The organism is Rhodococcus sp. PvP016, from assembly GCF_017832185.1.
Lineage (GTDB): Bacteria > Actinomycetota > Actinomycetes > Mycobacteriales > Mycobacteriaceae > Rhodococcoides.
The window spans coordinates 1,733,317-1,757,836 of sequence record NZ_JAFIBH010000001.1; the positions used below are offsets into that span (position 1 = coordinate 1,733,317).

The 24,520-nt window shown below is 65.2% G+C and carries 22 protein-coding genes and 1 pseudogene; 10 read left to right on the forward strand and 13 right to left on the reverse strand.

Features of this window, described 5'->3' with window-relative positions; genetic code table 11:
* The first annotated feature begins 160 nt into the window (after positions 1-160).
* The 6 genes from JOE30_RS07955 to JOE30_RS07980 are packed head-to-tail and all read left to right on the forward strand — an operon-like array spanning position 161 to position 6,752.
* On the forward strand, positions 161-853 hold the full coding sequence (locus JOE30_RS07955) for a fumarylacetoacetate hydrolase family protein (RefSeq protein ID WP_307806103.1): 693 nt from the start codon (positions 161-163) through the stop codon (positions 851-853).
* Positions 854-903: 50 nt separating this feature from the next.
* Positions 904-1,344 carry a cupin domain-containing protein gene (locus JOE30_RS07960; RefSeq protein WP_204870156.1) on the forward strand — a complete coding sequence of 147 codons (441 nt, stop codon included), beginning with the start codon at positions 904-906 and terminating at the stop codon, positions 1,342-1,344.
* Between the two features lie 47 nt (positions 1,345-1,391).
* A complete protein-coding gene (locus JOE30_RS07965; RefSeq protein ID WP_307806288.1) occupies positions 1,392-2,279 on the forward strand; it encodes an acyl-CoA thioesterase domain-containing protein in 888 nt (295 codons plus the stop codon).
* The gene (locus JOE30_RS07970; RefSeq protein WP_204865916.1) at positions 2,276-3,934 is read left to right on the forward strand and encodes an AMP-binding protein; all 1,659 of its coding nucleotides are present in this window, start codon (positions 2,276-2,278) and stop codon (positions 3,932-3,934) included. The genes JOE30_RS07965 and JOE30_RS07970 overlap by 4 nt, the downstream gene beginning before the upstream one ends.
* On the forward strand, positions 3,931-6,312 hold the full coding sequence (locus JOE30_RS07975; protein ID WP_204865918.1) for a bifunctional salicylyl-CoA 5-hydroxylase/oxidoreductase: 2,382 nt from the start codon (positions 3,931-3,933) through the stop codon (positions 6,310-6,312). The genes JOE30_RS07970 and JOE30_RS07975 overlap by 4 nt, the downstream gene beginning before the upstream one ends.
* Positions 6,309-6,752 carry a thioesterase family protein gene (locus JOE30_RS07980; protein WP_204865919.1) on the forward strand — a complete coding sequence of 148 codons (444 nt, stop codon included), beginning with the start codon at positions 6,309-6,311 and terminating at the stop codon, positions 6,750-6,752. The genes JOE30_RS07975 and JOE30_RS07980 overlap by 4 nt, the downstream gene beginning before the upstream one ends.
* On the opposite strand, the gene JOE30_RS07985 is transcribed toward JOE30_RS07980, so the two are convergent.
* From JOE30_RS07985 to JOE30_RS08020, 8 genes are all read right to left on the reverse strand, one after another.
* Positions 6,734-7,702 (reverse strand): AraC family transcriptional regulator, encoded by a 969-nt coding sequence (locus JOE30_RS07985; RefSeq protein WP_204865920.1) that lies wholly within the window; start codon positions 7,700-7,702, stop codon positions 6,734-6,736. The two genes, JOE30_RS07980 and JOE30_RS07985, sit on opposite strands and share 19 nt — an antisense overlap.
* A 98-nt stretch (positions 7,703-7,800) precedes the next feature.
* Complete coding sequence (locus JOE30_RS07990) at positions 7,801-9,465, reverse strand: thiamine pyrophosphate-binding protein (RefSeq protein WP_204865921.1); 1,665 nt, start codon at positions 9,463-9,465, stop codon at positions 7,801-7,803.
* The gene (locus JOE30_RS07995) at positions 9,462-10,250 is read right to left on the reverse strand and encodes a cyclase family protein (RefSeq protein ID WP_204865922.1); all 789 of its coding nucleotides are present in this window, start codon (positions 10,248-10,250) and stop codon (positions 9,462-9,464) included. Before JOE30_RS07995 ends, JOE30_RS07990 begins: the two co-directional genes overlap by 4 nt.
* A gap of 55 nt (positions 10,251-10,305) precedes the next feature.
* Positions 10,306-11,394 carry an LLM class flavin-dependent oxidoreductase gene (locus tag JOE30_RS08000; protein WP_204865923.1) on the reverse strand — a complete coding sequence of 363 codons (1,089 nt, stop codon included), beginning with the start codon at positions 11,392-11,394 and terminating at the stop codon, positions 10,306-10,308.
* A 71-nt stretch (positions 11,395-11,465) separates the two neighbouring features.
* A complete protein-coding gene (locus tag JOE30_RS08005) occupies positions 11,466-13,100 on the reverse strand; it encodes an NAD(P)/FAD-dependent oxidoreductase (RefSeq protein ID WP_204865924.1) in 1,635 nt (544 codons plus the stop codon).
* On the reverse strand, positions 13,097-14,623 hold the full coding sequence (locus JOE30_RS08010) for an NAD(P)/FAD-dependent oxidoreductase (RefSeq protein WP_204865925.1): 1,527 nt from the start codon (positions 14,621-14,623) through the stop codon (positions 13,097-13,099). Before JOE30_RS08010 ends, JOE30_RS08005 begins: the two co-directional genes overlap by 4 nt.
* Complete coding sequence (locus tag JOE30_RS08015; protein WP_204865926.1) at positions 14,620-15,429, reverse strand: SDR family oxidoreductase; 810 nt, start codon at positions 15,427-15,429, stop codon at positions 14,620-14,622. The genes JOE30_RS08010 and JOE30_RS08015 overlap by 4 nt, the downstream gene beginning before the upstream one ends.
* Before the next feature lie 533 nt (positions 15,430-15,962).
* Complete coding sequence (locus JOE30_RS08020) at positions 15,963-16,814, reverse strand: helix-turn-helix transcriptional regulator (protein ID WP_204865928.1); 852 nt, start codon at positions 16,812-16,814, stop codon at positions 15,963-15,965.
* Positions 16,815-16,916: 102 nt separating this feature from the next.
* On the opposite strand from JOE30_RS08020, the gene JOE30_RS08025 reads away from it, so the two are divergent.
* Positions 16,917-17,678 (forward strand): SDR family NAD(P)-dependent oxidoreductase, encoded by a 762-nt coding sequence (locus tag JOE30_RS08025; RefSeq protein WP_204865930.1) that lies wholly within the window; start codon positions 16,917-16,919, stop codon positions 17,676-17,678.
* Between the two features lie 279 nt (positions 17,679-17,957).
* Here the strand turns inward: JOE30_RS08025 and JOE30_RS08030 are convergent, their stop codons facing one another.
* Positions 17,958-18,743 carry an SDR family NAD(P)-dependent oxidoreductase gene (locus JOE30_RS08030; RefSeq protein ID WP_204865932.1) on the reverse strand — a complete coding sequence of 262 codons (786 nt, stop codon included), beginning with the start codon at positions 18,741-18,743 and terminating at the stop codon, positions 17,958-17,960.
* 89 nt (positions 18,744-18,832) lie between these two features.
* On the opposite strand from JOE30_RS08030, the gene JOE30_RS08035 reads away from it, so the two are divergent.
* The gene (locus tag JOE30_RS08035) at positions 18,833-19,321 is read left to right on the forward strand and encodes a MarR family winged helix-turn-helix transcriptional regulator (protein ID WP_239532315.1); all 489 of its coding nucleotides are present in this window, start codon (positions 18,833-18,835) and stop codon (positions 19,319-19,321) included.
* A 308-nt stretch (positions 19,322-19,629) separates the two neighbouring features.
* On the opposite strand, the gene JOE30_RS08040 is transcribed toward JOE30_RS08035, so the two are convergent.
* From JOE30_RS08040 to JOE30_RS08050, 3 genes are read right to left on the reverse strand one after another with little or no spacing between them, the layout of a single operon-like run.
* Complete coding sequence (locus JOE30_RS08040) at positions 19,630-20,184, reverse strand: dihydrofolate reductase family protein (protein WP_204865936.1); 555 nt, start codon at positions 20,182-20,184, stop codon at positions 19,630-19,632.
* A 27-nt stretch (positions 20,185-20,211) separates the two neighbouring features.
* Entirely contained in the window at positions 20,212-21,777 is a 1,566-nt protein-coding gene (locus tag JOE30_RS08045) for a carboxylesterase/lipase family protein (protein WP_239532532.1), read from the reverse strand.
* A gap of 38 nt (positions 21,778-21,815) precedes the next feature.
* The gene (locus JOE30_RS08050) at positions 21,816-22,406 is read right to left on the reverse strand and encodes a TetR/AcrR family transcriptional regulator (RefSeq protein WP_204865940.1); all 591 of its coding nucleotides are present in this window, start codon (positions 22,404-22,406) and stop codon (positions 21,816-21,818) included.
* Between the two features lie 253 nt (positions 22,407-22,659).
* Between JOE30_RS08050 and JOE30_RS08055 the strand changes: the two genes are divergently transcribed.
* Positions 22,660-23,298: a GPP34 family phosphoprotein gene (locus JOE30_RS08055; RefSeq protein WP_204865941.1), complete on the forward strand. Its 639-nt coding sequence runs from the start codon at positions 22,660-22,662 to the stop codon at positions 23,296-23,298.
* A 69-nt stretch (positions 23,299-23,367) separates the two neighbouring features.
* A complete protein-coding gene (locus JOE30_RS08060) occupies positions 23,368-24,225 on the forward strand; it encodes a GAF and ANTAR domain-containing protein (RefSeq protein WP_204865943.1) in 858 nt (285 codons plus the stop codon).
* Positions 24,226-24,247: 22 nt separating this feature from the next.
* On the opposite strand, the pseudogene JOE30_RS21265 reads toward JOE30_RS08060, so the two are convergent.
* Positions 24,248-24,445: pseudogene (locus tag JOE30_RS21265) on the reverse strand (alanine dehydrogenase); the annotation flags it as partial.
* Between the last annotated feature and the right edge of the window lie 75 nt (positions 24,446-24,520).

Genomic DNA, 24,520 nt, shown 5'->3' on the forward strand with positions numbered 1-24,520 from the left:
ATGCTCGATGAGGCTCGCGACACTTCAACTCGACAGCGGAGACACCGTTGCGGCGGCTGCGAGCGCAGACGGCTGGGTGGCGCTACCTGCACCGTCGCTGTCCGAGCTGCTTCGCGCAGGCTGGTCTCCACCGAGCTCGGGCATTGTCGAAGGCGCACAGGTGACCGGCAGACTTGTCCTCCCGCTCCCGTCACCCGGCAAGGTGATCTGCTGTGGTCTGAACTACAGCGATCACATTGCCGAGACCGGTCGCGACCGGCCGATCCATCCGACGTTGTTCGCGAAATTCGCCGACTCCCTCATCGGTCCTGCGGACGAGGTGATGATCGCGGGCGACGTCAGCGCCGACTGGGAAGCAGAACTCGCCGTGGTCGTCGGCAGAACGCTGACAGCCGCGTCGCGCGCCGACGCGGCAGAGGCGATCCTGGGCTACACCGTCGCGAACGACGTGTCGATGCGAGATTGGCAGCGCCGCACTCTGCAGTGGTTCCAAGGAAAAGCCTGGGACGCGACCACTCCGGTCGGCCCCGTGGTAGTGACGGCAGACGAGATCGACCCGGCCGGCGGTCTCACGATCACCTGCCGGGTCAACGGCATCGAGGTCCAGCGCGACAGTACGAACACCTTGGTTTTCGATTCTGCCGAACTTCTCTCCTACATATCGACGTTCACGACTCTGCGTGCCGGCGATCTCGTACTCACCGGCACTCCCGGGGGAATCGGCATGGCGCGCGAGCCCGCCTGGTTTCTCGCCGACGGCGACGTTCTCGAAACGGAGATCGAGGCCATCGGCACTCTCACCAACACGGTTCGGGTCACCGAGCCGGCCTCTCGAGCAAGGAGAACAGCATGACCACCCAGTTCGACTCCAACGCTGGACACATTCTGGACGGCGACAACTCGATGTACGCCGGCGCGAGTGGGCAGGTCGTTCCTGTCGTGACGCGGGCCGGTGAAGAAGACGGCCGGACCGGTCAGACCGAAGGCGCGGTTCGCATCTCGGGCGTCAGCCCACAACACACGCCGGCGACGAGGATCTGGTACGGAAAGGTGAGCAACCAACCGGGATATCGTTCTCTCGCACACCATCACGGAGAAGCAGAGACCGGTGGCTACGTCCTCTCGGGTCACGCCCGCATCTACTTCGGCGAGAACTACTCGGAGTACATCGACATGACCGAGGGCGACTGGGTCTTCGTGCCGCCGTTCATGCCGCACATCGAATGCAATCTCAGCCGTACGGAGCCGTTGCACTGGCTGACCACACGTACGCCGGACAATATCGTCGTCAATCTCCCCGTGGTGGACGATGCTTCGCTTCCCGACTGGTCGAACCGACCGTGACGCAGTCGGTGGCGACCTCCGCCGTGTTCACCCGTTGCGTGTCGTTGGTGGAGGCGGAGCCGCGTCGGTCGGATCTCGGCTTCACCGCCCGGACTCAGGCATGTCCGTGGCCCAAAGCGTACGGCGGTGACATGGTCGCTCAGGCCGCAGCAGCGGCCATGCGATCAGTGACCGACGGCAAGTCGATGCACTCGATGCATTCGTATTTCCTTCGGCCCGTCGACATCGATGCGGAGGTGCACTACGACGTGGAGGTCATTCGTGACGGTCGCCGCTTCGCTACCCGGCAGGTGCGCGCCCATCAGAGCGACAAAGTCACCTACATCGGGATGATCTCTTTCGCAGCCGGCGGTCCCGGAGGATCGCTGAGCAGCGCGGCACCCACCGATGTTCCTCCGCCCGAATCACTTCCGTCGTCAGCACAGTACCTTGCCAGCCATGCCGTCTCGGACGAAAACACGATGACCGCGGACTCGAGGGAGTACTGGTCGGTCGGTCGTAGCTTCGACATGCGGCACGTGCCCGGTCCGGTCTACGTCGATATCGAGGGCGGGCGAAGCCCACACCAGGCCCTCTGGGTACGCCCCTTCGACCGGTTGCGTCCGGTGGTCGGTCTGTCCGATGCGCAGAGGGACATCGCAGCCCTCGCGTATGTCTGCGACTACACCATCCTCGAGCCCGTACTACGTGCACTGGGGTATCCCTGGGCCGAGAAGGGACTTGTCACAGCGAGTCTCGATCACGCGATGTGGTTCCACCGCACCCCCGAACCAGGGGCGATGGACGGCTGGTTGCTCTACGCCCAGGAAGCAGTCGCCGCCGATGGAGGTCGCGGTGTCGGCCTGGGCAAGTTCTTCACCCCCGAAGGAATCCACCTGGCCACTGTCGTCCAGGAGGGCATGATCGATGCCGAGACGACAGGAGCCGTGACATGACCGCGGACGCCGTACACGCTCTCACCCGTAGCGCGCACGTGGACACGTTCGCGCGAGAGAACCTTCCGCCTGCTGAACTGTGGCCCGTCCTCGAGTTCACGACCCCCGAGCTCCAGTACCCGGAGCGGCTCAACGCGGGAGCCGAGCTGATCGAGCGCGCTGTCGAGCGATTCGGCGAGCAGCACCATGCTCTTCGCACCCCGGCCGGAATCGCCTGGACGCTCGGGGAACTCCGTGACCACACGCACCGGATCGCTCGGGTACTCACCGAGGACCTCGGTCTCGCACCGGGCAACCGCGTGCTGCTGCGCTCGCCCAACACGCCGATCGCAGTTGCTGCGTGGCTCGCGATCATCGAAGCGGGCGGGATAGCGGTGGTGGTGATGAGCGCCCTGCGCGCTCGCGAACTGGCACCGATCGTGGACAAGACCACGCCGGTCATCGCACTGGTGGATTCCCGATTCGCCCACGATCTGCGGACGGTGCGCGACGAGGGCCATCCCGAACTGGTGGTGGTTCCCTTCGGAGGGGACGAGTGCGACGATCTGATGGTTCGTTCGGCGGACAAGCCGACCGGGTTCGTGGCAGTCGATACCGCTGCGGACGACGTCGCGTTGCTGTGTCCGACATCCGGTAGCACGGGAACCCCGAAGATCACGATGCACTTCCACCGCGATGTGCTCTCGATCGACAACACGTTCGGCAAATACGGTCTCGGCCTCCAGCCGGACGACGTGGTCGCGTGCACTGCGCCGATGGCGTTCACCTTCGGCCTGGGAATGCTGGTGGTGTTTCCGTTGCGGGCCGGGGCTTGCGCTCTGCTCACCGATGCAGTGGCACCTGCCGAACTCGCCGATGTGGTGCACAGCGAGGGGGTTTCGGTGCTGGCCACCGCTCCCACGGCATACAAGCAGATGATCAAGGCCGGGAAGATCACGCAGCTGGCCGGCCTTCGCACAGCGGTCAGTGCAGGCGAGCATATTTCGGCCGAAGTGTGGAACCGCATCCGGGACGCCGTCGGTCTCGAGATCGTCGACGGCATCGGTGCCACGGAACTGCTGCACATCTTTCTGTCCACCGCCTCAGCGAGCGAGCTACGCGAAGGATCGACAGGCAAGCCGCTGCCGGGCTACAGGGCCGAGATACTCGGTGACGACGGCGAACCGGTGGCAGCAGGAGTGCCCGGTCGACTGGCGGTGATCGGACCGGTCGGGTGTCGATACCTGGCCGACGATCGTCAACACGAGCGGGTGGAGAACGGGTGGAACGTCACCGGTGACACCTTCTACCGCGACGAGGACGGATACTTCTTCTACTGCGCCCGTACCGATTCGATGATCGTGTCCTCGGGCTACAACATCGGTGCTCCAGAGGTCGAGGCGTGCATCGATATGCATCCGGACGTCGTGGACTCGGCGGTCATCGCCGAGGCAGACGCCGAACGCGGGCAGATCGTCAGCGCGTTCGTGGTACTTCGGTCGGGAGTCGCTCAGGACTCGGAGGCCGTGAAATCCATTCAGGACCATGTGAAAGCCGAACTGGCACCGTACAAGTACCCGAGACGGATTCGCTTCATCGACGCCTTGCCGAGGAATTCGAGCGGCAAACTTCAGCACTTCAAGCTTCGCGAAACGATAGAGGAGAGACCATCATGAGGATTGCCATCGTGGGTGGGGGGCCCGGCGGTCTCTACTTCGCCGCCCTCGCGAAACAACTCGATCCCAGTCACCGAATCGACGTCTGGGAGCGTAACGCGCCGAACGACACGTTCGGTTTCGGCGTCGTGTTCTCGGACGAGACACTCGGCAGCATCGAAGGCGCCGACGCTGTCGTGCACACCGAGATGGAGCGTCGATTCGCTCGCTGGACGGACATCGACGTCGAGATCGACGGCCGCTCGTACACGGTAGGAGGACAGGGATTCGCGGCCATGAGCCGCAAGGAATTGCTGGCCATCCTGCAGCAACGCGTCGCCGAGTTGGGCATCGAGGTGCAGTACCGGAGCGAGGCACCGGACACCGATGTGTTGCGGGCATCGTACGACCTGGTGATCGCCTGCGACGGGCTGAACTCCGCCGTGCGTACCCGTTACGCGGATTCATTCCGACCGACGCTCGATCGTCGTGACAACAAGTACATCTGGTTCGGCACCGACAAGGTGTTCGAGGCGTTTCAGTTCCTCGTCAGGCATACCGAATTCGGGACCATGCAGATCCACGGATATCCGTACTCGGAACAGGGTTCGACGTTCATCGTCGAGATGCACGAGGACGTTTGGCGCAGAGCCGGTCTCGACGCGACCGAGGACCAACATCTACCGCCTGGCGTGTCGGATACCTACGCGGTCGAACGGATCCGCGAGATATTCGCAGAGGATCTCGGTGGTCACGATATTCTGACGAACAACTCGAAGTGGTTGTCCTTCCAGACTGTTCGTAACGAGCGGTGGTTCGACGACAACGTGGTGCTTCTGGGCGACGCGGCGCATACCGCCCACTTCTCCATCGGATCGGGAACCAAGCTCGCAATGGAGGACGCGTTGGCGCTCGCCGCCTGCGTGCACGAACACTCGGACATCGCCGACGCTCTTGCTGCATACCAGGCCGAGCGGAAGCCGGTGGTGGAGAGTACTCAGCGGGCGGCGCAGGCCTCGCTGGAGTGGTTCGAGAACATCGGTCTCTACGCCGATCAGGAAGACACGCAGTTCGTCTTCAATATGTTGACGCGATCTCGCAGAATCACATTCGACAATCTCGGTGAGCGCGACGGCGAGTTCGCGGCACTGGTTCAGCAGCGGTTCGCCGATACGGTTGCGGGCGGAGAGGAGGTCGACTCTGCGCCCGCGATGTTCCAACCGGTACGCATCGGCGACATGGAGCTGGTCAACCGCATCATGCTCTCACCCATGGACATGTATTCGGCTGTGGACGGCCTGCCCGGAGAGTTCCATCTCGTTCATCTCGGATCCAAGGCGCTGGGTGGGGCAGGTCTGCTCATGACCGAGATGACCTGTGTGTCCCCGGAAGCTCGGATCACGCTCGGTTGCCCGGGATTGTGGACTGACCAGCAGCGCGATGCGTGGGCCCGGGTGACATCGTTCGTGCACACCAACAGTGCTGCGAAAATTGGTGTGCAGATCGGTCACTCGGGTCGCAAGGGATCGACGAAGCTGATGTGGGACGGCATCGACGAGCCCCTCGAGACGGGGAATTGGGAGCCGATCGGACCGTCGCCCCTGCCCTACGGTGACGGATGCCATGTCCCACGTGAGGCAACTCGCGAGGACATGGACGTCGTGGTGGCCGACTTCGTCTCAGCGGCGGAGCGCGCCGTAGCCGCCGGTTTCGATCTGATCGAAGTCCATGCCGCACACGGTTATCTACTGTCGTCCTTCCTGTCGCCGGTGGCGAACGTCCGAACGGACTCGTACGGCGGCAGCGTGGAGAACCGCTTGCGATTCCCGCTCGAGGTCTTCGACGCCGTCCGACGTGCGGTCCCGTCGAGCTTCCCCGTTTCCGTGCGTATCTCGGCGACCGACTGGGCTCCGGACGGAAACACCGTGGAGGATGCCGTCGAGATGGTTCGGGCGTTCGTCGAACACGGTGCGGCCGCAATCGACGTGTCCTCCGGCCAGGTGACGAAGGACGAGACGCCGGCGTTCGGGCGGTCGTATCAAACTCCGTTCGCCGACCGGATCCGTCACGAGGTGGCCGCCGCCGCGGGAGTGGCGGTCATCGCCGTGGGGGCGATCTCGTCGTACGACGACGTCAACTCCATCCTCCTGGCCGGCCGAGCAGACATCTGCGCGCTGGGTCGTCCACATCTCTACGACCCGCAGTGGACGCTGCATGCGGCTGCGGAGCAGGAGTACCGGGGACCTGGAGCGCAATGGCCGGTGCAGTGGCACGCGGGTCGGCGACGTCCACCGACCTCTCGTACCGACAAGGTCCCGCCGCGCCTGTCGCTTCTTCGCGACGGTTCGGACCACGCAGCCCATGTGCGCTGGCGCCCCAGAAGTACAGTGCCTGCATGACTTTCTCGTTGTCGGGCCGGGTCGAATGGGTGGATACCGATGCCGCAGGCATCTACCACAACAGCACTGTCGTCCGGTTCGTGGAATCCGCCGAGGCCGCACTCGTTCGTGAGTGCGGCCTCGACGGCTATTTCCCGGTGGCCCCCCGAGTGCGGTACGAGGTCGATTTCCACGCACCGCTGTATTTCGGACAGCAGGTGACGACGGACCTCGACATCGCACACCTGGGGTTGTCGTCGATGCGATTCGAGTTCGCGATCTGGGGTGAGGCGTTCGAGGGGCGAGATCGTGCACTTGCGGCGAAAGGTTCGTACGTGACGGTGCACATCGACCGCGATGTATCCGGAGCTGTTGCGGCACCCTGGCCGGCGCAGTGGCGCGAGGTTCTGCTGGGTCTGGTGACGGCGCCCGTCGAGACCGGTCAGGACGCGAGAGTCTGAGACGGGCTCAGGCCGAACTCGGCGCGATAGAACTGTGAGAACCGGCCGAGGTGGAAGAACCCCCACCTTGTCGCGACTTCGGTGACGCTGGTTCCGTCGGGACGTGCGTCGACCAGGTCGGCGTGCGCTCGTGCCAAGCGAGCTCTCCGCAGTTCCTCGAGCGGTGTCGTTCCGCGCTCACGTTGAAAGGCCGCTTGCAGTGTGCGCGGACCTACGCCCACTCTGGTCGCCAGTTCTGTCACTCGCCAGGGGTACTCGGGTTGTTCGTGAATCAGATCGAGTGCGCAACGAACGGTCCGGGACGTCACCGCGGTCCGCGCGGGCTGAGATGGCTGCACCGAGGTGTTCGGCTGCGCTGCAAGCAATCCCGCAACGATGACCTGCTCGAAGTGGCTCGCGGCCAACGGGGAGGACAGTACCCCGGTTTCTCGTTCGGCCTCGTCGCAGGCAAGGTGCACGATTCTCATCCAGCTCGACATCGCGGGCGAGTTCATGTCCACCAGTGGGTGGAACACGACGGGATCGGACGGGGCACCGGGGTGGGTTTCTGCCGCCGACTGCACTGCGTCGCGGGGAATGTGCACGAGGAGTTGTTCGCAATCGGCCGACCACTCCATGTCGACGGGCAGAGTCGGTGATGGCAAGGATGCGAACCGTCGGTCGGATTGCACGACGGTATCGCCCACCTTGACTCGCGCGGTGCCGTTGAGCGGAATCTGCACGAGGTAGAAGGAATCGAAGGTGCCGGGGGTGATGCGCACGTCTTGTCCGTAGCGGAGGTAGTTGATGCCGATGCCGCCGACGGAGGCGGCATTGTGGACTACCGACAGTGCGCCTCGACGCGGCCCGACCGTCAGGCGGTGCGGGCAGAACGACTGGCCGACCGACGAGCGCGCCTCGTCCAGGTCGGCCGTGGCCAGTACCGGGTGACGACGAAGCAGTGCAGTCATGTCGGTCCTCCACATTCCAGGCTGTGTGACCTCCATCATAAATGCAAATTGTTGCGAGGATGTATCGATCGTCGAAATTCGACAATATGGTGGTCGGTTCAGTGGCCTTTGAACGCCTCGGCCAGCCACCATGCCCCGCCGTCTGCGGCAATCTTGGCGTCGACGACCATGACCCCATCCGGTGCAGCGGCCCAGCGACGTACCTCGTCCAGGTCGGCAAGAGTTCGAACCGTGACCCCGTGGGCACCGTGCCCTCGTGCGACAGCGGCGATATCGATGTCGGGGAAGGTGACAGTCGTCAGATCTGCAGGCGCGCCGTCGCGTGGCAGGTGTTGGAAGTGGTGCACTTCGGCGCCGTACGCGGCGTCGTTGTACACCGCTATCAGCATCGGCCGGCCCAGCCGGATCGCGGTGTCGAGCTCCGAGATGCCCATCATGAATCCGCCGTCACCGGTGCCGACCACGGCGAGTCGATCGGGTCGAGCCAGTGCGGCTCCGATGCCGCTGGACAATCCGAGGCCGATGGATTGGAACGCTTGGGTGAAGCAGAAGCCCATGTGATCGGGCACGCGAAGGTACGTCGATGGGTATCCCATGAAGTTGCCCGAGTCGATGGCCACGACACGGTCCGTGGGCAGCATCTCGTCCAAGGCCTTCGTGAACGGGCGCGGGTCGATGGTCTGCGACGTGGACAGGTCCTCGGTCTCGGTGTCGTTCCACCATCGACGGGCAGCGAGCTCGGTCGACACCTCAGGTGTCCGGTAACCGGTGCGTGCCCCGGAGGTACGCCTCAGTTCGGTGAGAACGTCGACCGCGGTCGTCGTGCAGTCTCCGTGAAGTCCGAGGTCGATCGGGCGATGCGCGCCGAGGGCGGAGGCGGTGTCGTCGATCTGGACCACCCGGGCGTGCGAGCCGATCAACGATCCGTGCCGCATGGTCCACATGTTCAACGCGCAACCCCACCCCACCACGAGGTCGGCGTCGGAGATCAGTTGTGCAGTCAGCGGAGCGGAGAACCCGCCGGAGATTCCCAGATCGAATTCCTCGCCTCGAAACAGCCCGTTGGCGACTGCAGAGGTTGCCACGAGTGCGCCGGCATGCTCGGCCAGGGCCGAGATGTGCGGGCCCGCAGCGCGACCGCCACGGCCGGTGACGAACACCGGTCGCGTCGCCCCCTCCAGTAGGGCCACGAACTGCTCGACCGCCGACTGCGCCGGACGCACCGGCTCGGGAGCCGAGGGGCGCGCGGCGGTACCGACGTGTTCCGGTGCGGGAGCGGACTGGACGTCGAGCGGCAGGTTGAGTACTACGGTGCGTCGGTCGTGCACGGCGGTCTGCCAGGCTCGGGTCACGTCGGCGACGGCGGTAGCTGCCGAATGCACCCGCTCGGCGACAGCGCCGACGCTGCGGGCCAATGCGTCCTGGTCGATGCGGAAGTTCGACAATCGTGACGATGCCGCGACGTCTGCGGCCAACACGATGACGGGGGTGCGGCTCTTGGCGGCCTCACCGATGCCGGTCATCGCGTTCGTCAGACCGCAACCCTGGTGCACGCTGACGATCGCGGGTAACGCCGCGAGCCGAGCGAATCCATCGGCCATCGACGCAGCGCCGCCTTCGTGGCGTGCTGCGGTGTAGGGGATGCCGCGTGCGATCAGGGCGTTGGTGACGTCGAAGTTTCCGCTACCGACGACTCCGAAGATGTGGCCGACGCCGAGATCGGCGAGGACGTCTGCCACCAGGTGCGCAACCGTGCGCGTCATGCCGGCACGAACGCGAGAACGCGTGCAGGAGAACCGGTGCCGCCGACGATGGGGAGCGGCGACACCACGAGTACCGCACCCGTGACGGGGAGTTGGTCGAGGTTCTGCAGTTGAGTGACCCCGTACTTGTCCGCACCGAGCAAATGGTGGTGCACAGGAAACATCGGCTCCATCGCGGCCGCCTGGCCTGCGTCCACGCCCACGGTCTCGACGGCGAATCCGGAGATGGCCGACTCGGCGAGCCACTGCGCACCTGCCACCGACACACCCGGACTGTGGGGGCCGCTGTCGTCTGCGTTCAAGAATGCTTCTGCGTCCTGGTTGCGAGCACTCCATCCGGTGCGGAAGACCAGCCAGGCGTTGTCCGGAAGGGGACCGTTGTTCGCTACGAACTCCTCCAGATGGGCGGGCTCGAGCAGAAAATCCGGATCCGACGCGACCTCGGCGGTGAAGTCAAGCACCACGGCGGGGCCGACGAGTCGCGACGGGGGAATCGTGTCGACGGTGTGACCGCTGCGGCCGGTTGCCCAGTGGGCGGGCGCATCGACGTGCGTTCCGGTGTGCTCGCCGGTATGAATGTTGTTCCATCCCCAGCCCGGGCCTGCAGCGTCGAAGTCGCTGACGGGCTCGAGTGACAGGGAGATGGTGTTCGCGAACGGTGCGGGTAGCTGCAGCACCGGTGTCGTGGACGACAGGGGCGCCGTCAGGTCGACGACGCGTATCGCGCCGTTCGCCAGTTCGGTCAACAGGCTGGTCAGTGTCGAGGGTGTCGCTGGAGCGGTCATCGGTCGAGCCTTTCGTCGATTCTGTCGAAGTCGGTGTTCGAGCTGGGTCGATATCTCATGCTCGCAGGCCGCGCTGTCGCAGACGGGGCAGAACCTCGTCGACGAAGTACGGCAATTCGGCTGCATAGTCGACGAATGCCAGTGTCGTCCCGGCCAACCCGCTCGCTGCCAGTTTCTCGATACTGTCCGCGATTTGATCGGGGGTGCCGACGAGGGGGTAGCTACCGTGGCCTGCGGCGAAGCGAGGGCGGAAGTTGGCGAGCATTTCGGGTGAGAACGATTGAGCATGCAAGCCCTGGAGCGCCATGAGGTTGTCGACGGCCTGCCAGTCCGCGTTGGTGTCCGCGTAGTACTCCAGGTAGTCCAGGGCCTCCTGCTCGGTCGGGCGGCACACCACATGGGACAGCGTCAACACCCCGATCGACCGGTCGCTTGTCTCGGCGGCGGCGCGGACATCGGTCACGGTCGCGGCAGCATGGTCGAAGTCCTGCACCGGGGTGAACAGGAAGTCTGCGTTTTTCGCCGCGAACGCGCGGCCCTGTGGTGAGGCCCCCGCGTTGAGCACCGGCACCCGCCCGTTCACAGGCTTCGGATCGGAGTGGACGCCTTTCAGATGGAAGAAGTTGCCGTCGAAATCGAACGGAGCCACTTCGGTCCACAGCTTCGTGACGACGTCGAGCCATTCTTGTCCGAATGCATATCGGTCGTCGTGGTTGGACTGCAGCTCCATCCCGAACGCGCGGTACTCGGGCTCGTTCCACCCGGCGACGATGTTGAGCCCTGCCCTGCCGCCGCCGATGCGGTCGAGGGTGGCGATCTGCTTCGCGGTGACGATCGGGTGGTTGAACGCGGTGTGCACGGTGGCGAACACGGTGATGTTCGACGTCCGGGCGAGTAGAGCGGCTGCCCACGCGACGGGCTCGAGAACGCCCTCGTGGAAGTTCGTTTCGCCGCCGTAGCCGATCCACCGTGCGATCGGAAGGAGGAAGTCCAGGCCTGCCTCGTCGGCGATCTGCGCGGCTGTCAGGTTGTCCTCCCACGAGCCCGACCACCGTTCGGGGACCGTGGTCACGGCCAGGCCACTGCTGCAGTTCGCAGAGAACAATCCGAGCGCGAAGTGAGTGGAATCGGAAAGAGAGAGCATTGCTTCGTCCAATCAATCGTGGGTGCTCGGTGACCGAGCATCATGAAGATATCGCGAGTAAGTGACTGTCGTCATTTTGTCGATCTAAACTTCTCGAGTGAGCTGCGAACCCGATCCATACTGCGGCTGCGACGAGAGGGCGCGAGCAGTTGCTGGGCAACCAGATGGCCCGAGCCGCCGCCGAGTCCGGGTCCGGGGTGCGTGAAGGCACCGATGTGGAACAGTCCGTCAATTCCGGTTCGGTGACCGGTGCCGGTCCCGGGGCGCCAGAGCAGCGATTGATCGATCTCGGCTGCACCGCCATAAGGATCGCCGCCGACGGCGTTGGCATTCGCAGCCGTCAGCGCGGTCGGTGGGATGGAGTACGAATCCAACACGGTCGAACGCAGGCCGGGTGCGTAGCGTTCGATCGAGTCCAGGACGCGATCGACATATGCCGACGTCGTCCCGGTACTCCACGTGCCGTCCGTCGAAATCGATCCCGCCGCATCGCCTTCGGGCGCACACGGCAATTCTTGCAATTGCACCCACAGGGTCGCTTTTCCCGCAGGAGCCCGGCTCGGGTCCAGAACGCACTGTTGGCCGACCACGATCGTCGGGTTCGCGGGAAGCAGACCTGATTCCGCCTGCGCACAGGCAACCCCGGTACTCGACGCGCCACTTCCGATGTGCACCAGCGGCACGTCGTCCAGACGCGAATCGGACCACCGAACGGGACGGTCCAGTGCAAAATGCAGCTGCATCGCAGCCCGCCCGGGGCGATGCCGGTCGGCCGCACGCTTGCCCGCGGAAGGAACGACCGCAGCGTCGAGCAGCGTTTCGTAGAGCCTGGGCGTAGCCGCCGATGCGATGACGGCCCGTGTCGCCGACAGTCTCTCCCCGGCCAGATGCACGGCAACGGCGCGGCCGGACCGGATCTCGATGTTTCTCACGGATTCACCGAGAATCACTGTCACCCCGCGCTCGCTGAGCACGCGTGCGAACGCGGTGACGAAATTGTCCGCGCCGCCGGTCACCACAGGGAGCCCGGCCGCGTGCATGGTGAAGGCCATGATCGGTAGCATCAGCCCGCCGGTCGCGTGGTCGGGTGACAGGCCGGCGTGCAGAAGCCACGGAGACCACAGATGATCCACCTCGAAACCACGAAAGCGCTCACGGATCAGCGCGCGCCCGCTCTGCGCTGACACGCGCAGCATGTCGATGCTGCCGTCCTTGCCGAGTGCGCGCGCCATCGATGCGCCCAGGCGAGCGAGATCGAACGGCCGCAGTTCCGAGCCCAACGCACCGAACACGTGGGGGGACCAGGATTCCAGCTCGGCCAGCATCGCAGCGTACGCCACTCGATCGTGCTCGTGCTCGAAGCTTCGGGCGGTTGTCGCCGGGTCACGATGTGCCACTGCGACGCCCCGATCCGACACCGCGGCCGTTACAGCTCCGTCGGAGTTGGAGTACGCGAGGCCATGCCGGTGCAGGTCGCCCCCGAGAGTCGCGTACGCGCCACCGGTGACGAACAAGGGGTGCCATGAACTGAAGGTGTCGTGTACGAAACCCGGACGCGTCAACGAATCCGAGGCGATGAATCCGCCCAGCTTCTCGCGCTCGTCGACCAGCGCGACCGACCATCCCGCGCCGGCGAGTTCTGCGGCTGCGACCATTCCGTTGATTCCTGCACCGACCACGACGGCGTCGAATGCACGGGTGGTCACCCCTGGATCCGCTTCTTCAGTGTCTTCACGATTCCACGGTAGTCACTCGGGTTCACTGGAAACAGCCATTGCTTCGCCCGCGTCAGCATCGACACGTTGATCCCGATCTCGTCGAGCGTTTCGTCGATGTTGTGCACCGAGAACGGAATGATGTTGGTCCCCCGCGCGTGATTGCCATTGGTGCGTTCGCGCATCCAGGCGAGGCGCTCGGCAACAGATGTTCGCATGTCGTCGTCCGACGGAAGCGTGTGGTTTCCGCCGAGCAGCGAGCCGATCCACAACGCGGATGTCTCCGCGGACAGCGGTGAGAAGAACGAGGAGTTGTATCCGGCGAAGCTCAGGTCCGACACCCCGACGGGATGGATCTGCTGATACAGAACGTAGTCACCGTTGTCGTCGGTGAACCGGCGCAGCACGTCGGGGGACAGGAACGGGATGTTCTGCTTCCAGCCGGTTGCGGCGAGTACGACATCCGCCCGGATCACCGTGCCGTCCGACAATTCGGCCTGTGGATATCCTTCCTTCTCGAGCAGACGCACGATGGTGGTCTCGCGCCGCACGGCGATGGTTCCGTCCGCGATCCCCTCGAAGAATCCCTCCGACACGAGGGAGACCGTCGATCGTGCGATGTCGGCGAACGAACCTGCAGGAACAAGGCCGAGCGTCTTCAGGCCGAGCTGCTTGGTGGTGACGCTTCCGACGCTGGACACCATCGAGTCGGCGATCGTGGAATCGGCTGCGTGGAGCACTCTTTCGACGCCGTTGACGGAGTGGTAGCGAAACAGGCCCTCGCCGAGTCGAGTCAACATGATGAACTTGTAGTTGACGAGGTTGCGAATCTTCCGGGGCAACTTCCACAACAGTTCGCGGGCGACCACGGTGGTCGAGGCCGCGACTGTCGATACCTCGACGGTGATGTCGCAGGCGGACTTGCCGTATCCGACGATGATCGCGTGCTTGCCGTCGACCTGATCCAGGCTGTGCAGGTCCCCAGCGGGAAAGATCTGGCCCCCGGCTGCAAGAAAGACGTCTGCACCGTCGAACGCCGGAACGAAGGGCTCGGAGAAGATGCCGCTGGCGAGAATCAGATGATCGACGTGCTCAGTGTTGGTGACTGGCTCGTCTCCGTGCACCGCGGCATCCGTACGTTTCGTGGTGACGTCCCAGCCGCCGGTAGGGGTCGGGGCGGCATCGATCACCTCTGTATCGCAGTGCACGCGATCCATCAAGTCGAATGTGCGAGCGTAGTTTTCGAGGTAGGACTGGACCTGTTCGCCCGTTGGCCATTCCGGGTATTGCTTCGGCATCGGCATCTCGGACAATGCATAGGTTCCCTTGTTGTTCTGCGTCTTCAGTCCCGGGTAGCGTCGCGTCGCGCTCCACACCCCGCCGACGTCGGGGGCCTTCTCGTACACGACGACGTCGTGTCCGAGTTCGCTCAGCACCCGTGCCGAGGACAGTCCGGCGAACCCGGCACCGACGATTGCGATGGTCTTGCTGGGACGGATGCTGTGTACGCTCATGAGGGATCCTGTTCGGCGAGAAGGGGAATGGCTGGAGTAGCTTGCTCGGGACCCATGGCGGAGTATCCGCCGTCCGCGGCCCAATCGGCTCCGGTGACGACCGAGGCTGCGTCGGACGCAAGGAAGGCGACGACATTGCCGACCTCGCTGGGGTCACCGACACGTCCGGTGAGGTGGAACGGCGCGGCAACCCGATCGGTCTTGTCCCGATCGCCGCCGGACAGGGTGTCCATGATCGCGGACCACGTCCAGCCCGGGCTGACCGAGTTGACCCGAATCCCATCTCGGGCGAGGTCCATGGCCATCGATCGAGTGAGCTGAGCAATTGCCGCCTTACCCGCCGGGTAGACCCAGCGGCCGGTCTGCGCGACCGAGCTCGAGATCGACGTGAAGTTGATGACAGATGCATGTCGGCTCGCCGTCAGATGGGGGTGAGCGGCTTGTACCAGCGCGACCATGCTCACGACGTTGACGTTCAGAGCCGTGAGCCAATCCGCACGTGTGGTTGCGAAACCGTCGTCGATGTAGACCGCCGCCAGATTGACCACGATGTCGAGGCCGCCGTACTCGGCAACCGTGTCTGCGACGAGAGTCGTCAATGCAGCGTCATCGGTGACGTCGACCCGACGAAAGGTGACCGGGGAACTCGGCATCTCCTGTGCGACGCGTCTGCCGTTCTCCTCGTCGATGTCGGCGATGACGACGGACGCGCCGTGTTCGGCGAGAACCTGTACGACTCCGCGCCCGAGCAGCGTGGCTCCGCCGGTGACGATGGCCGTGCGTCCTGTGAGGTCTGCGGTTGTCACTGGGGCCTCCCTTGCGATCGGAGAGCCGCAACTCGCATGCCCTCGGTGGAGAGGGACGCTACGGCGGGTGGACCGATCCGAATATCCGAAATGCGCGGTGACAGTCCTCAAAGCGCACATTACGACTCGATCGTGTTCGCACTGACCCGTGAGTGCTTCGAACGGCCACCCCGCGTGCCGCCTTTCGTTCGAGCTGCGACCACGGTGCGGGATTGCGAGACACGCTGTCCAGCACTTGATACCTGTTCATCGATTTCGACGCCAGGGGTCCTCGGTATCACGACAGTGTCACCGGTGGTCGGCGACATTGTGGACCTCCACGTCATCGGGTCCAGCCAATGGGTGATGCGGGGTGCGCAGAAATACGGATCGATTCACGAACGCAACGTATTCGGGACCCACGTGATGTGCGTGTCGGGTATCCCCGAGGTCGCGGCGGTGAACGACGAGACGACGTGGGCCGAGTTCCTCGGTGTTTCAGAGGTACTGCCGATACCATCCGCGGGCAGACCGATAGATTCATCGCCCGCGCGTCAGCCCGTCGACTCGGCAGATGCCGGGCCCCACGACGCCAACATCGGAAGTGCTCGAGCAGTGGACGACTCGGGCTCGACGGTGTAGATGATCAAGCGTTGCTCCGGATCGTGTGGCGACACCAGAGATTCGATGCCGAACGCGAGTCGGCCTACCACGGGGTGAGCAATCTTCTTGTCGACGGACGTGCGGTCCGCGACACCGTGATCATCCCACCACCGGGCGAAGTCCGCACTTGCCGAACATAATTCGTCGACCAGAGCGATCAATCGAGCGTCGGCGGCATGGCGACCGACCTCGTAGCGCATCGCCCCCACCGCGGCCGACGCGTAATCGGACCAGTTGACGATGCGCTCCCGCGCGCGCGGATCCAGGAAGAGCCAGCGCACCAATACGGCTCCCGCGTCTATCTCTGCCCCCAGGACTGCCCGCGCCAGCGTGTTGCACGCCAGGATCTCCGACCGGCGCCCGAGGACGAGCGCAGGAACGTGGTCCATGGTGGTCAGCACCCGCAGGAGGCCGGGATCGGGACGCTGCGCAGACTCCCACAAACCCGAGCGTCTCCGGCGAAGCGGAGCAGCGAGATTCCGCAGGTGTGCGTCCTCGATCTGGTCCAGGCGCAGGGCCCGGCTGAGGGCGTCGACGATGTCGTCGGTGACTGTGTGCTGACGACCCTGCTCGAGCCGGCTGTAGTGATCCGGGCTCAGTCCGGCCAGCACCGCGAGTTCCTCCTTGCGAAGGCCCGGAACGCGGCGTGGTCCGGGGAACGGCGCGATCCCCGCCGTCGCCGGCGTGAGTGCGTCACGTCGTGACCGGAGGAATGCCCCGAGTGCGGATCTGTCTGCTGGCACCCTGATCAGACTACGGAGAGACCGCTTCCTGCGCCTGGTCACGCCGTGACCAGGCAGCGCTCGCCCTGGTGCGTTACCGAACCGGACGGTGAACTGGTCGTCATGAGCAACCCACTGCCTTTGTCCGACCGCACCGCCGTCGTCACGGGCTCGACGAGCGGAATAGGCGCCGCCACCGCCCGCACACTCGCGGCCCGCGGAGCTCGCGTCGTGATCACCGGGCGCGACGCCGAACGTGGCGCGCAGCTGGTCGCCGAGATCGAACGCGACGGCGGATCCGCCGCGTTCGTGAACGGCGATCTCGCCGCGTCACCTGCCGACCTGCGCGCGCTGGCCGCCGCGTGGACCACCGCTCTCGACGGGCGGGTCGACATCCTGGTGCACAACGCGGCGATATGCCCGGCCGTCGACACTGTCTCCCTCACCGATGCCGATCTGGAAGCAACACTCGCCGTCAACGTCCGGGCACCGCATGTTCTCACCGCAGCACTTGCGCCGGCGATGGCCGAACGCGGGAGTGGCACCATCGTGGTCGTCGGGTCGTGGATGGCCACTGTGGGCCATGCATTCGTCGGCCTGTACTCCGCCACCAAGGCGGCCGAAGCTCAGCTCGCTCGAAGCTGGGCTGCCGAGTTCGGACCACGGGGGGTGCGCGTGAACACCGTCGCGCCCGGCGTCACCCGAACTCCGATCAACGATTCGGACGGTGACGTCATTGCCGCAATGACCGCCGGCACTCCGGCCGGCCGGCCGGGTAGGCCGGAAGAGATCGCGTCGGCCATCGCGTGGGTGGTCTCGGACGAGGCGGCCTACCTGCACGGGGCGACGATCCCGGTGGACGGTGGCATCACCGGAACCCGTTAGGCGGCTGAGGTGCTCGTGAAATGCATCCGACGCGCCATGCAGCCCTACCCGGTCGGACGCCGAGATGGAGGACATGATCGCCGCGACGGGTATCACGCTGCCCCAGCTCCACCATGGCGTCGGAATCGCGTCGTGGGCAATCAGCCGTCGTGCCGTCGCTCGCGGACACAGTATTCGGACAGGACTCGAAGACACGTCGGTGTCACCCGACGGTTCGCCTGCCCCGGTCCAATGTCGAGCTGACGGAGGCGGCGGTGACGTTGATGGGTCGATCCACTGTCAGATGATCGTGGGGAGTACACCTCCGTCGGCGCGAATGGCTGAGCCGTTGATGGCCGAGGAGCGCGGACTTGCGAGAAACGTGACCACGTCGGCAACCTCCTCGGGGTCGATGAAGCGTTGAAGGAGCGAACTCTCGCGCACCAACGACGACGTCAGATCCTCCGGTGGAACGCCCCGAGCCGACGCGATCCCCTCGACCGCTTCGGCGACGCCGTCAGAGTAGGTCGGGCCGGCAAGAACGGTGTTCACCGTGACGGCGGTACCTCTGGTGAGCTTGGCCAGCCCGTTGCCGAGAGCCAGTGCCGCGGCCTTGGTCGCTCCGTAGTGGACCATGTCGACAGGGACATCGATCGCCGATTCGGTGCCGGTGAAGATGATCCTTCCCCATCCTCGGTCGATCATTCCACCGAGCAGGCTTCGCGAAAGCCTCACTGCGCTCATCACATTGACGTCGAAATAGTGCGACCACTGATCGTCGGTGACCTCGAAGAAGGGTGCGACGTCGAACACGCCGACGTTGTTGACCAGAATGTCCACCGGCCCGAGCCGGCCGAGGAGTGCGGACACCTCTTCCGGGTCGGACATGTTTGCTGAGATGCCGTCGACGTTCGCGCCGGGGACGGCCTTCCGGAGACGGGTCACTGCCCCGCTCACCTTCTCCTCGGTGCGGCCGTTGAGGACGACCGATGCGCCTTCGCCTGCGCACGCTGCCGCTACGGCGTACCCGATGCCTCGAGTGGAGCCGCTGACGAAGACTCGTCGTCCGGTGAGATCCAGGTTCACAGTTACTCCCTCTTGCTTTTTACTTGCTCGAGCAACTCAACCGTAGCGGTAAACACTTTCCCGGGCAATCGATAGGTAGTGTGCGAGCTATGGACGAACCACCGAATTCCGTCGACTTCACCCCCGACGAGCTCGAGGCATGGTCTTCCTTCGCCACGGTGCTCGAGTGGCTTCCGGTCGCTCTCGACATTCAGCTGCAACGTGATTCGGGTATGAGTCATTTCGAGTACGGACTGCTCTTCGCCCTGTCGCGGGCGGAGGGGCGAACAGTGCGCATGAGCGCACTGGCCGGCTTCGCCAACAGCACTCTGTCGCGTTTGTCCCGCGCGGTGGCACGGCTGGAGCGTCGCGGCTGGGTGCAGCGTTCCCCTGATCCGATCGATGGCCGCGTCACGACGGCGACCCTCACGCCGAGCGGTCTCGATGCCACACGGGCTGCCACACCGGGTCACGTGGCCCTGGTCCGGACGCTGGTCTTCGGCTCGCTCACCGGTGATCAGGCCGAGGAGCTGAGGCGCATCAGCTCGCAGATCGCCACGTCGATCAGTGCCGACGGTCGATGGGCTCCGGGTGGGTGACTCACGGAGATCCGAGCGCCCGTCGGAGGGGTCACGCGGGCCTGGTCGCCACGATCCCACTGTCGACGTCGAGGGTCGTCCCGTGTAGGAAGGCCGCCTCGTCGCTCGCGTCGACGCATTCTCGTCCTCGACGAGCCGGTCTCGCTCGCGGCGGCCATGGTCGGCTACGTCAGCACCGCGCATCTCTCGCGGGACTACCGCGCGGTCTACGAGGTGACTGCGGCGTCCGATGCCGCGCGCCGACCATGAGCCGACACAGCCACCGGCCCGGGCATTCTCGCCGCGCGGCAGTCAGTCCTCGAGCAAACTCAGCTCGTCCGTTGCGTGTCGTATCGGGTGAGGACAGTCCCGGAAGGAAAGGCGCGGAACTCCCGCAGGACGAGGTGTTGTGGGGGAGTTCCGTCGAACAGTCGTCTTCCGTGTCCCCTCGCGAACGGGTGGACGAAGAGCCTGTACTCGTCGACGAGATCTGCGCCGATCAGGGCATGGCAGAGGTCGATACTTCCCGTACAGACGATGTCTGAGCCGTCGAGTGCGGTTATTCGTCCGATCTCGTCGACGAGGGGACCCGACAACACCGTGGTGTTCGCCCACACCGGGTCCTGCAGCGTCGAGGACACCACGTACTTCGCGACGCGGTTCAGATGATCCGTCACGCCGGTCGTGTCGTCGGTTCGAGGTGCCCAGAAATCGCGCATGCCCTCGAACGTCCTCCTTCCCACGAGAAACCCGTCGGATGCGTCGCGCTGAGCGGCCAATGCCCTGTCCATATCGGGATCGTGACCGGCGCGTGCGAACCAGTCGTCGGTTGCTTCGATCACCCCGTCGATCGTGATGTTCTGTGTCACTACCAGTCGTCGCACGACTCGATCCTTCCCTTGCGCGCGTTCTCAGCGACGGTCGATCGTGTCCCAGAACGCGCAGTGATGTTCGGCGCGGTGGTCGATCAGGTGTACCCCGGAGCCGGTAGCGGCATTGTCGAACTGCATGACCGGGGTCTCGGTGCCGGTGGTGACCGGCCACTCGGCACCGTCGACGGTTCCCGGTGTGCCGTTGTGGGCGAACGCAGCCCAGGCCGCCACCATGGCGTCGCCGAGTTCGCGTTGTCCTGGCCCGGTGAGGAGGTTCTCGCCGCCGAGATCGAAGAGATAGGGCAGGTCGGTGGCGTGCGCCGCGCCCTGGGGAACCCCGGACGCCGCCACGCCGCTGACGTCGTGTGCACTGCGATCGGCGAATTCGTAGCTGTAGACCGGTGTCCCGTCGGCGGCGAGTTCGCGGGCGCCGCGGGAGGTCGTGCATGCCCAGGCGACGTCGGTGACCAGGGTCGCCCAGGCGACGGGCGCCGACTCGTAGTCCGCCAGCGGATACTGCGCGCCCACGGCTGCAGCGTCGGCGGGAAACGAGCCTCGGATGAGGGACTGGTAGTTGTCCGCCGTGACCGCCGCGGGATCGGTCAGGAGCAGGCCGCCGATGAAGGAACGGTGCTCGTCCCGGTTGCCGCCGGTCAGGACGGGCACGTGGAGCCAGTCGCCGGCCTCGACGGCGAATGCGGGTTCCTGTGGGAGCAGGTCGGTGCCGTAGGCCAACGGATTGCCGAACGACGCGGCCTGCCCGAGCAGAGCATCGACGGGTCGTTCTCGCAGGCAACCCATCGGGTCGGGGTCGGTGCACCCGAGTGCAGTGGCGACCGATACGCCCTGTGATTCACTGTCGGACAACGGGATCAAAGACGATGACGCGGGTAGTCCTGGGAACAGGGTGCCGGGAGGCCACGCGAGACGGCAGGAACCGGAGGAGAAGATGGCGCGGTCGACGAGTCCTCGAGCGGCCGGTGAGGTGAGCGCCGCGCAGGTGGAGGTTCCACCGGCCGATTGTCCGTAGAGCGTCACCGAATCCGGGTCTCCGCCGAACGCCGCGGCATTGTCGTTGGCCCAGCGCAGGGTGGCCAGTTGATCGGCGAGACCGAAGTTGCCTGATCCGGCCAGGCCGGGCAGTCCCAGGTATCCGAGCATCCCGAGTCGGTAGTTCGCCGAGACGACGATGACGTCACCCTGGTCGGCGAGCTTCTGCGCGTCGTACTGCGAGCCGGCTCCGCTGGTGAATCCGCCACCGTGCCACCACATCAGAATCGGACGGGGTTCGGCGCTCGCGCGTGCCGGGACGGTGACGTTCAGGAACAGGCAGTCCTCGTCGGTCGAGGAGACTGCCTGCGCGGTCTCGCCGGTCTGCGGACACGGTGAGCCCGCTTTCGTGGCGTCGAGGACCTCGTCGGTGTCGGGCATCGGCTCGGGGAGGGTCCATCGGCGGTCACCGGTGGGGGGTTGTGCATACCGCACGCCGAGAAACTGGTGCGTTTTCCCGACTGCGACTCCCTGCAAGGTTCCGGTCGTGCTGTCCACCGACAGGTTCGACTCGGTGTCCGGTTCCGTCCCCGTCGAGGTGCACGCGGACACCATCAGAGTCGTGGCTGCAACGATGGCAGCAAGTGCGCGCCTCACGGGAGCGCCCGCGTGGCGGCGTCGAGGGTGTTCACGAGTTCGTCCGCGAGAACATCGGGGTCGGCTCCTGCTGCGGTGAGCCCGACCGCGGTGTCGAGAACGGCGCGAATGGTCAACGCCATGAGTGTCACATCGAAATCACGCATCTCGCCGGTCGCCTGACCTCGTCGGAGGAGATCGGCGACGGACATCATTTCGGTCGCGTGCTCGGTCCGCTCGTCCCGTCGCAGGCTGTCCTCGGTGCGGCTGGTGTAGATCGCCGTGAGAGCTCGAAGATGAATCGGGTGGCGGGCGTAGAAGGCGACGCTTCCCCGGACGAACGACGCCAGCCCACGTCGCGGGGACGGGGCGGACTCGGTCTCGGGCTGCACTTCACGGCGGCCCAGATCGTAGATCTCGTCGACTGCGGCCTCGAACAGCTCTCGTCGTCCGCCCGGGAAGTGGTAGTTCACCACCCCACGGCTGACACCGGCGTGCTCGGCGATGCGTGAGAGTGATGCTCCTTCGACGCCCAGGTCGGCGAGAGAACGAATGGCTGCCTCGACGAGCTGTGCGCGTCGTGCCGAGCGGACGAACGTCAGCGTCATGGTTCAGAATCTAGCAAGCATGACCAAATTCTGACAGCACTGTCAGAAAATGATGGGCGAACATGACTTCCGCCGCGCGTCTGATCGACCATCTTCTGCCCCTTCCTCGCTTGCCCTCTGATGGTGTAGCAACCGAAGTGTTGGGTTTTTATAACAAAAACTGTTGTTACTCGAACGTTGCGTTGCTAGCCTGGTGTGGAACGCACTGGTTTCGCCCCCGTGAAACCGGTACCGACCGACGGAGAGGCACGACGTGACCAACCTTCCGACCCCTCGTGAGTTGACCGTCCCGGCAGCCCTGATGACGTTGCTGCACACCGCGGACGGGCGCCCGTATCAACGTTTCGGCCCCGCCAAGTGCACCGCGTTGGCCGAACTCGCCGAATTGTCCATCTGCGAGGTCCTCGACATCGACGATGACCTGATTCTCGGCGTGCGGGCCGATGTGAGTGATCGTGGGTGGGTCTCCGCGCTCGCGGACTCCCTGGACCGAGCAACCGCGACCCGGCCGATCAAGATTCGGCACTGGCTGCGTCGGCGCTCTCGCGCCTACGCGGAGCATCGCGATCATGCGATCGCGGACGGGGTGCTCGAACGCGGGCGGGGCCGAGTTCTCGGTGTGCCGTACCGCACCACGAGGGTGACCCCCGACGCGCGCGACCGCGTGATCGCTGATCTCGCGAACCCGGTGTGCGACGACTCGAGAATCTACGCCCTCGCGGCGATCGTCGTGGGTGCCGACATCGTCTCCGTGCTCGACCTGGGACGGGAAGAGCGCGAGCAGGTCGCCGTCAAGGCATCCGCTGCCGAGCGCATCGGTGGAGCGGGGCTGTCGGCGCCGATGGTGGCAGCCCTGGCGACCGTCGGCTACCTGACGCTGACCGGAACCTGAGCGACCGCGTGACGGCACCTACCTCCGCGGGCACTCCTGGATGTGTGAGGCGCCTCCGACGTCACGTGCGTGGCCGGCAACGAGGACGGGTACCCGGTTCTGGTGACGATCGAAGACGCCAACGGTGGATACCCCGAAGAGAACTCCGGCGTGGACGACGCTCTCGACGCCGTCGCAGCGCGGGCGGGGGAATTGAACGCTCTGCTCGACGGGATCGCCGATGTCGACGCCTCGCTGGAACGGCTGGCGGTGGGCGTGACCGACGCGATCGACGACGCCGACGCGGCTGGTGTCACCGAGATCAAGCGCCGGGGCCCACGCACCGCCGCGGCAACCGACCCGATGGTCACGTGGATCGACGACATCCAGTACGCCTCCGGGGAAGGCCCGTGCCTGGAAGCAGCCACCACGCGCGACATCGTGCGCGTGAACAGCGAGCAGGCCCGGTCGAAGTATCCGACGTTCTTCGCTCGCCAGGCCGAGTCCGGGATGCGCAGCTTCCTGTCTGCGCCGTTGACGGTCGACGGCACTCACGTCGGCGCGCTGAATCTCTACAGCCACGACGACCACGGTTTCGACCGCCTGGACGCTGCGGCGCTGCGGATCTACGTGATCGCCGCCGAGAGCGCCCTGCAGGCCACCGCCAGAGTGGGCGCTCTGCAGGGAACCGTCGACGGTTACGTCAAGGCGATGCAGACCCGAGCGGCGATCGAGCAGTGCAAAGGGATCATCCAATTCGCTCTCGGGGTGTCGGAGGAGAAGGCATTCGACCTGCTGAAGTGGCGGTCACAGGACAGCAACGTACCTGTGCGGGCGCTGTGCGAGCAGTTGCTCCGCGACAGTGCGGGCGTCGTGTGGACCGACGAGGCGGAGCGGGACAGGTTCGGAAGATTGCTCATGACGGTGCACACCCGAGTCGGGAACTGACGGGCGCCGTCGCGGCAGGTGGTCACGCTGTCGTCCGGTGCGGGTAGTCCGCGTCGCGGCTCTGGAAGGCGAGAATCGCCGGGTTGTCTATCCTGCCGTCACGGATCTCGATCGACCGGGCGGTGGTGGGGCAGGAGTCCCACGTGGCCGAGTCCCACAGGTACGACGGGCTGTGATCGACGGCGTAGTACCGGACGTCGTGTTCGGCGAGGAACTCGGGCAGGGGAGCTCGAACGACGCGCTGATGGACCAGTGGTTCATGGCCTCGAACGCGATCGATGTGAGCCGGCGGTCG

Coding starts and splice junctions, on each gene's coding strand:
- JOE30_RS07990 (WP_204865921.1), bottom strand. CDS start 9,465: ATGACGCGCACGGTTGCGCACCTGGTGGCAGACGTCCTCGCCGATCTC.
- JOE30_RS07985 (WP_204865920.1), bottom strand. CDS start 7,702: ATGACTGCACTGCTTCGTCGTCACCCGGTACTGGCCACGGCCGACCTG.
- JOE30_RS08045 (WP_239532532.1), bottom strand. CDS start 21,777: ATGGTGTCCGCGTGCACCTCGACGGGGACGGAACCGGACACCGAGTCG.
- JOE30_RS08010 (WP_204865925.1), bottom strand. CDS start 14,623: ATGAGCGTACACAGCATCCGTCCCAGCAAGACCATCGCAATCGTCGGT.
- JOE30_RS07995 (WP_204865922.1), bottom strand. CDS start 10,250: ATGACCGCTCCAGCGACACCCTCGACACTGACCAGCCTGTTGACCGAA.
- JOE30_RS07975 (WP_204865918.1), top strand. CDS start 3,931: ATGAGGATTGCCATCGTGGGTGGGGGGCCCGGCGGTCTCTACTTCGCC.
- JOE30_RS08050 (WP_204865940.1), bottom strand. CDS start 22,406: ATGACGCTGACGTTCGTCCGCTCGGCACGACGCGCACAGCTCGTCGAG.
- JOE30_RS08000 (WP_204865923.1), bottom strand. CDS start 11,394: ATGCTCTCTCTTTCCGATTCCACTCACTTCGCGCTCGGATTGTTCTCT.
- JOE30_RS07980 (WP_204865919.1), top strand. CDS start 6,309: ATGACTTTCTCGTTGTCGGGCCGGGTCGAATGGGTGGATACCGATGCC.
- JOE30_RS08035 (WP_239532315.1), top strand. CDS start 18,833: ATGGACGAACCACCGAATTCCGTCGACTTCACCCCCGACGAGCTCGAG.
- JOE30_RS07960 (WP_204870156.1), top strand. CDS start 904: ATGTACGCCGGCGCGAGTGGGCAGGTCGTTCCTGTCGTGACGCGGGCC.
- JOE30_RS07970 (WP_204865916.1), top strand. CDS start 2,276: ATGACCGCGGACGCCGTACACGCTCTCACCCGTAGCGCGCACGTGGAC.
- JOE30_RS08025 (WP_204865930.1), top strand. CDS start 16,917: ATGAGCAACCCACTGCCTTTGTCCGACCGCACCGCCGTCGTCACGGGC.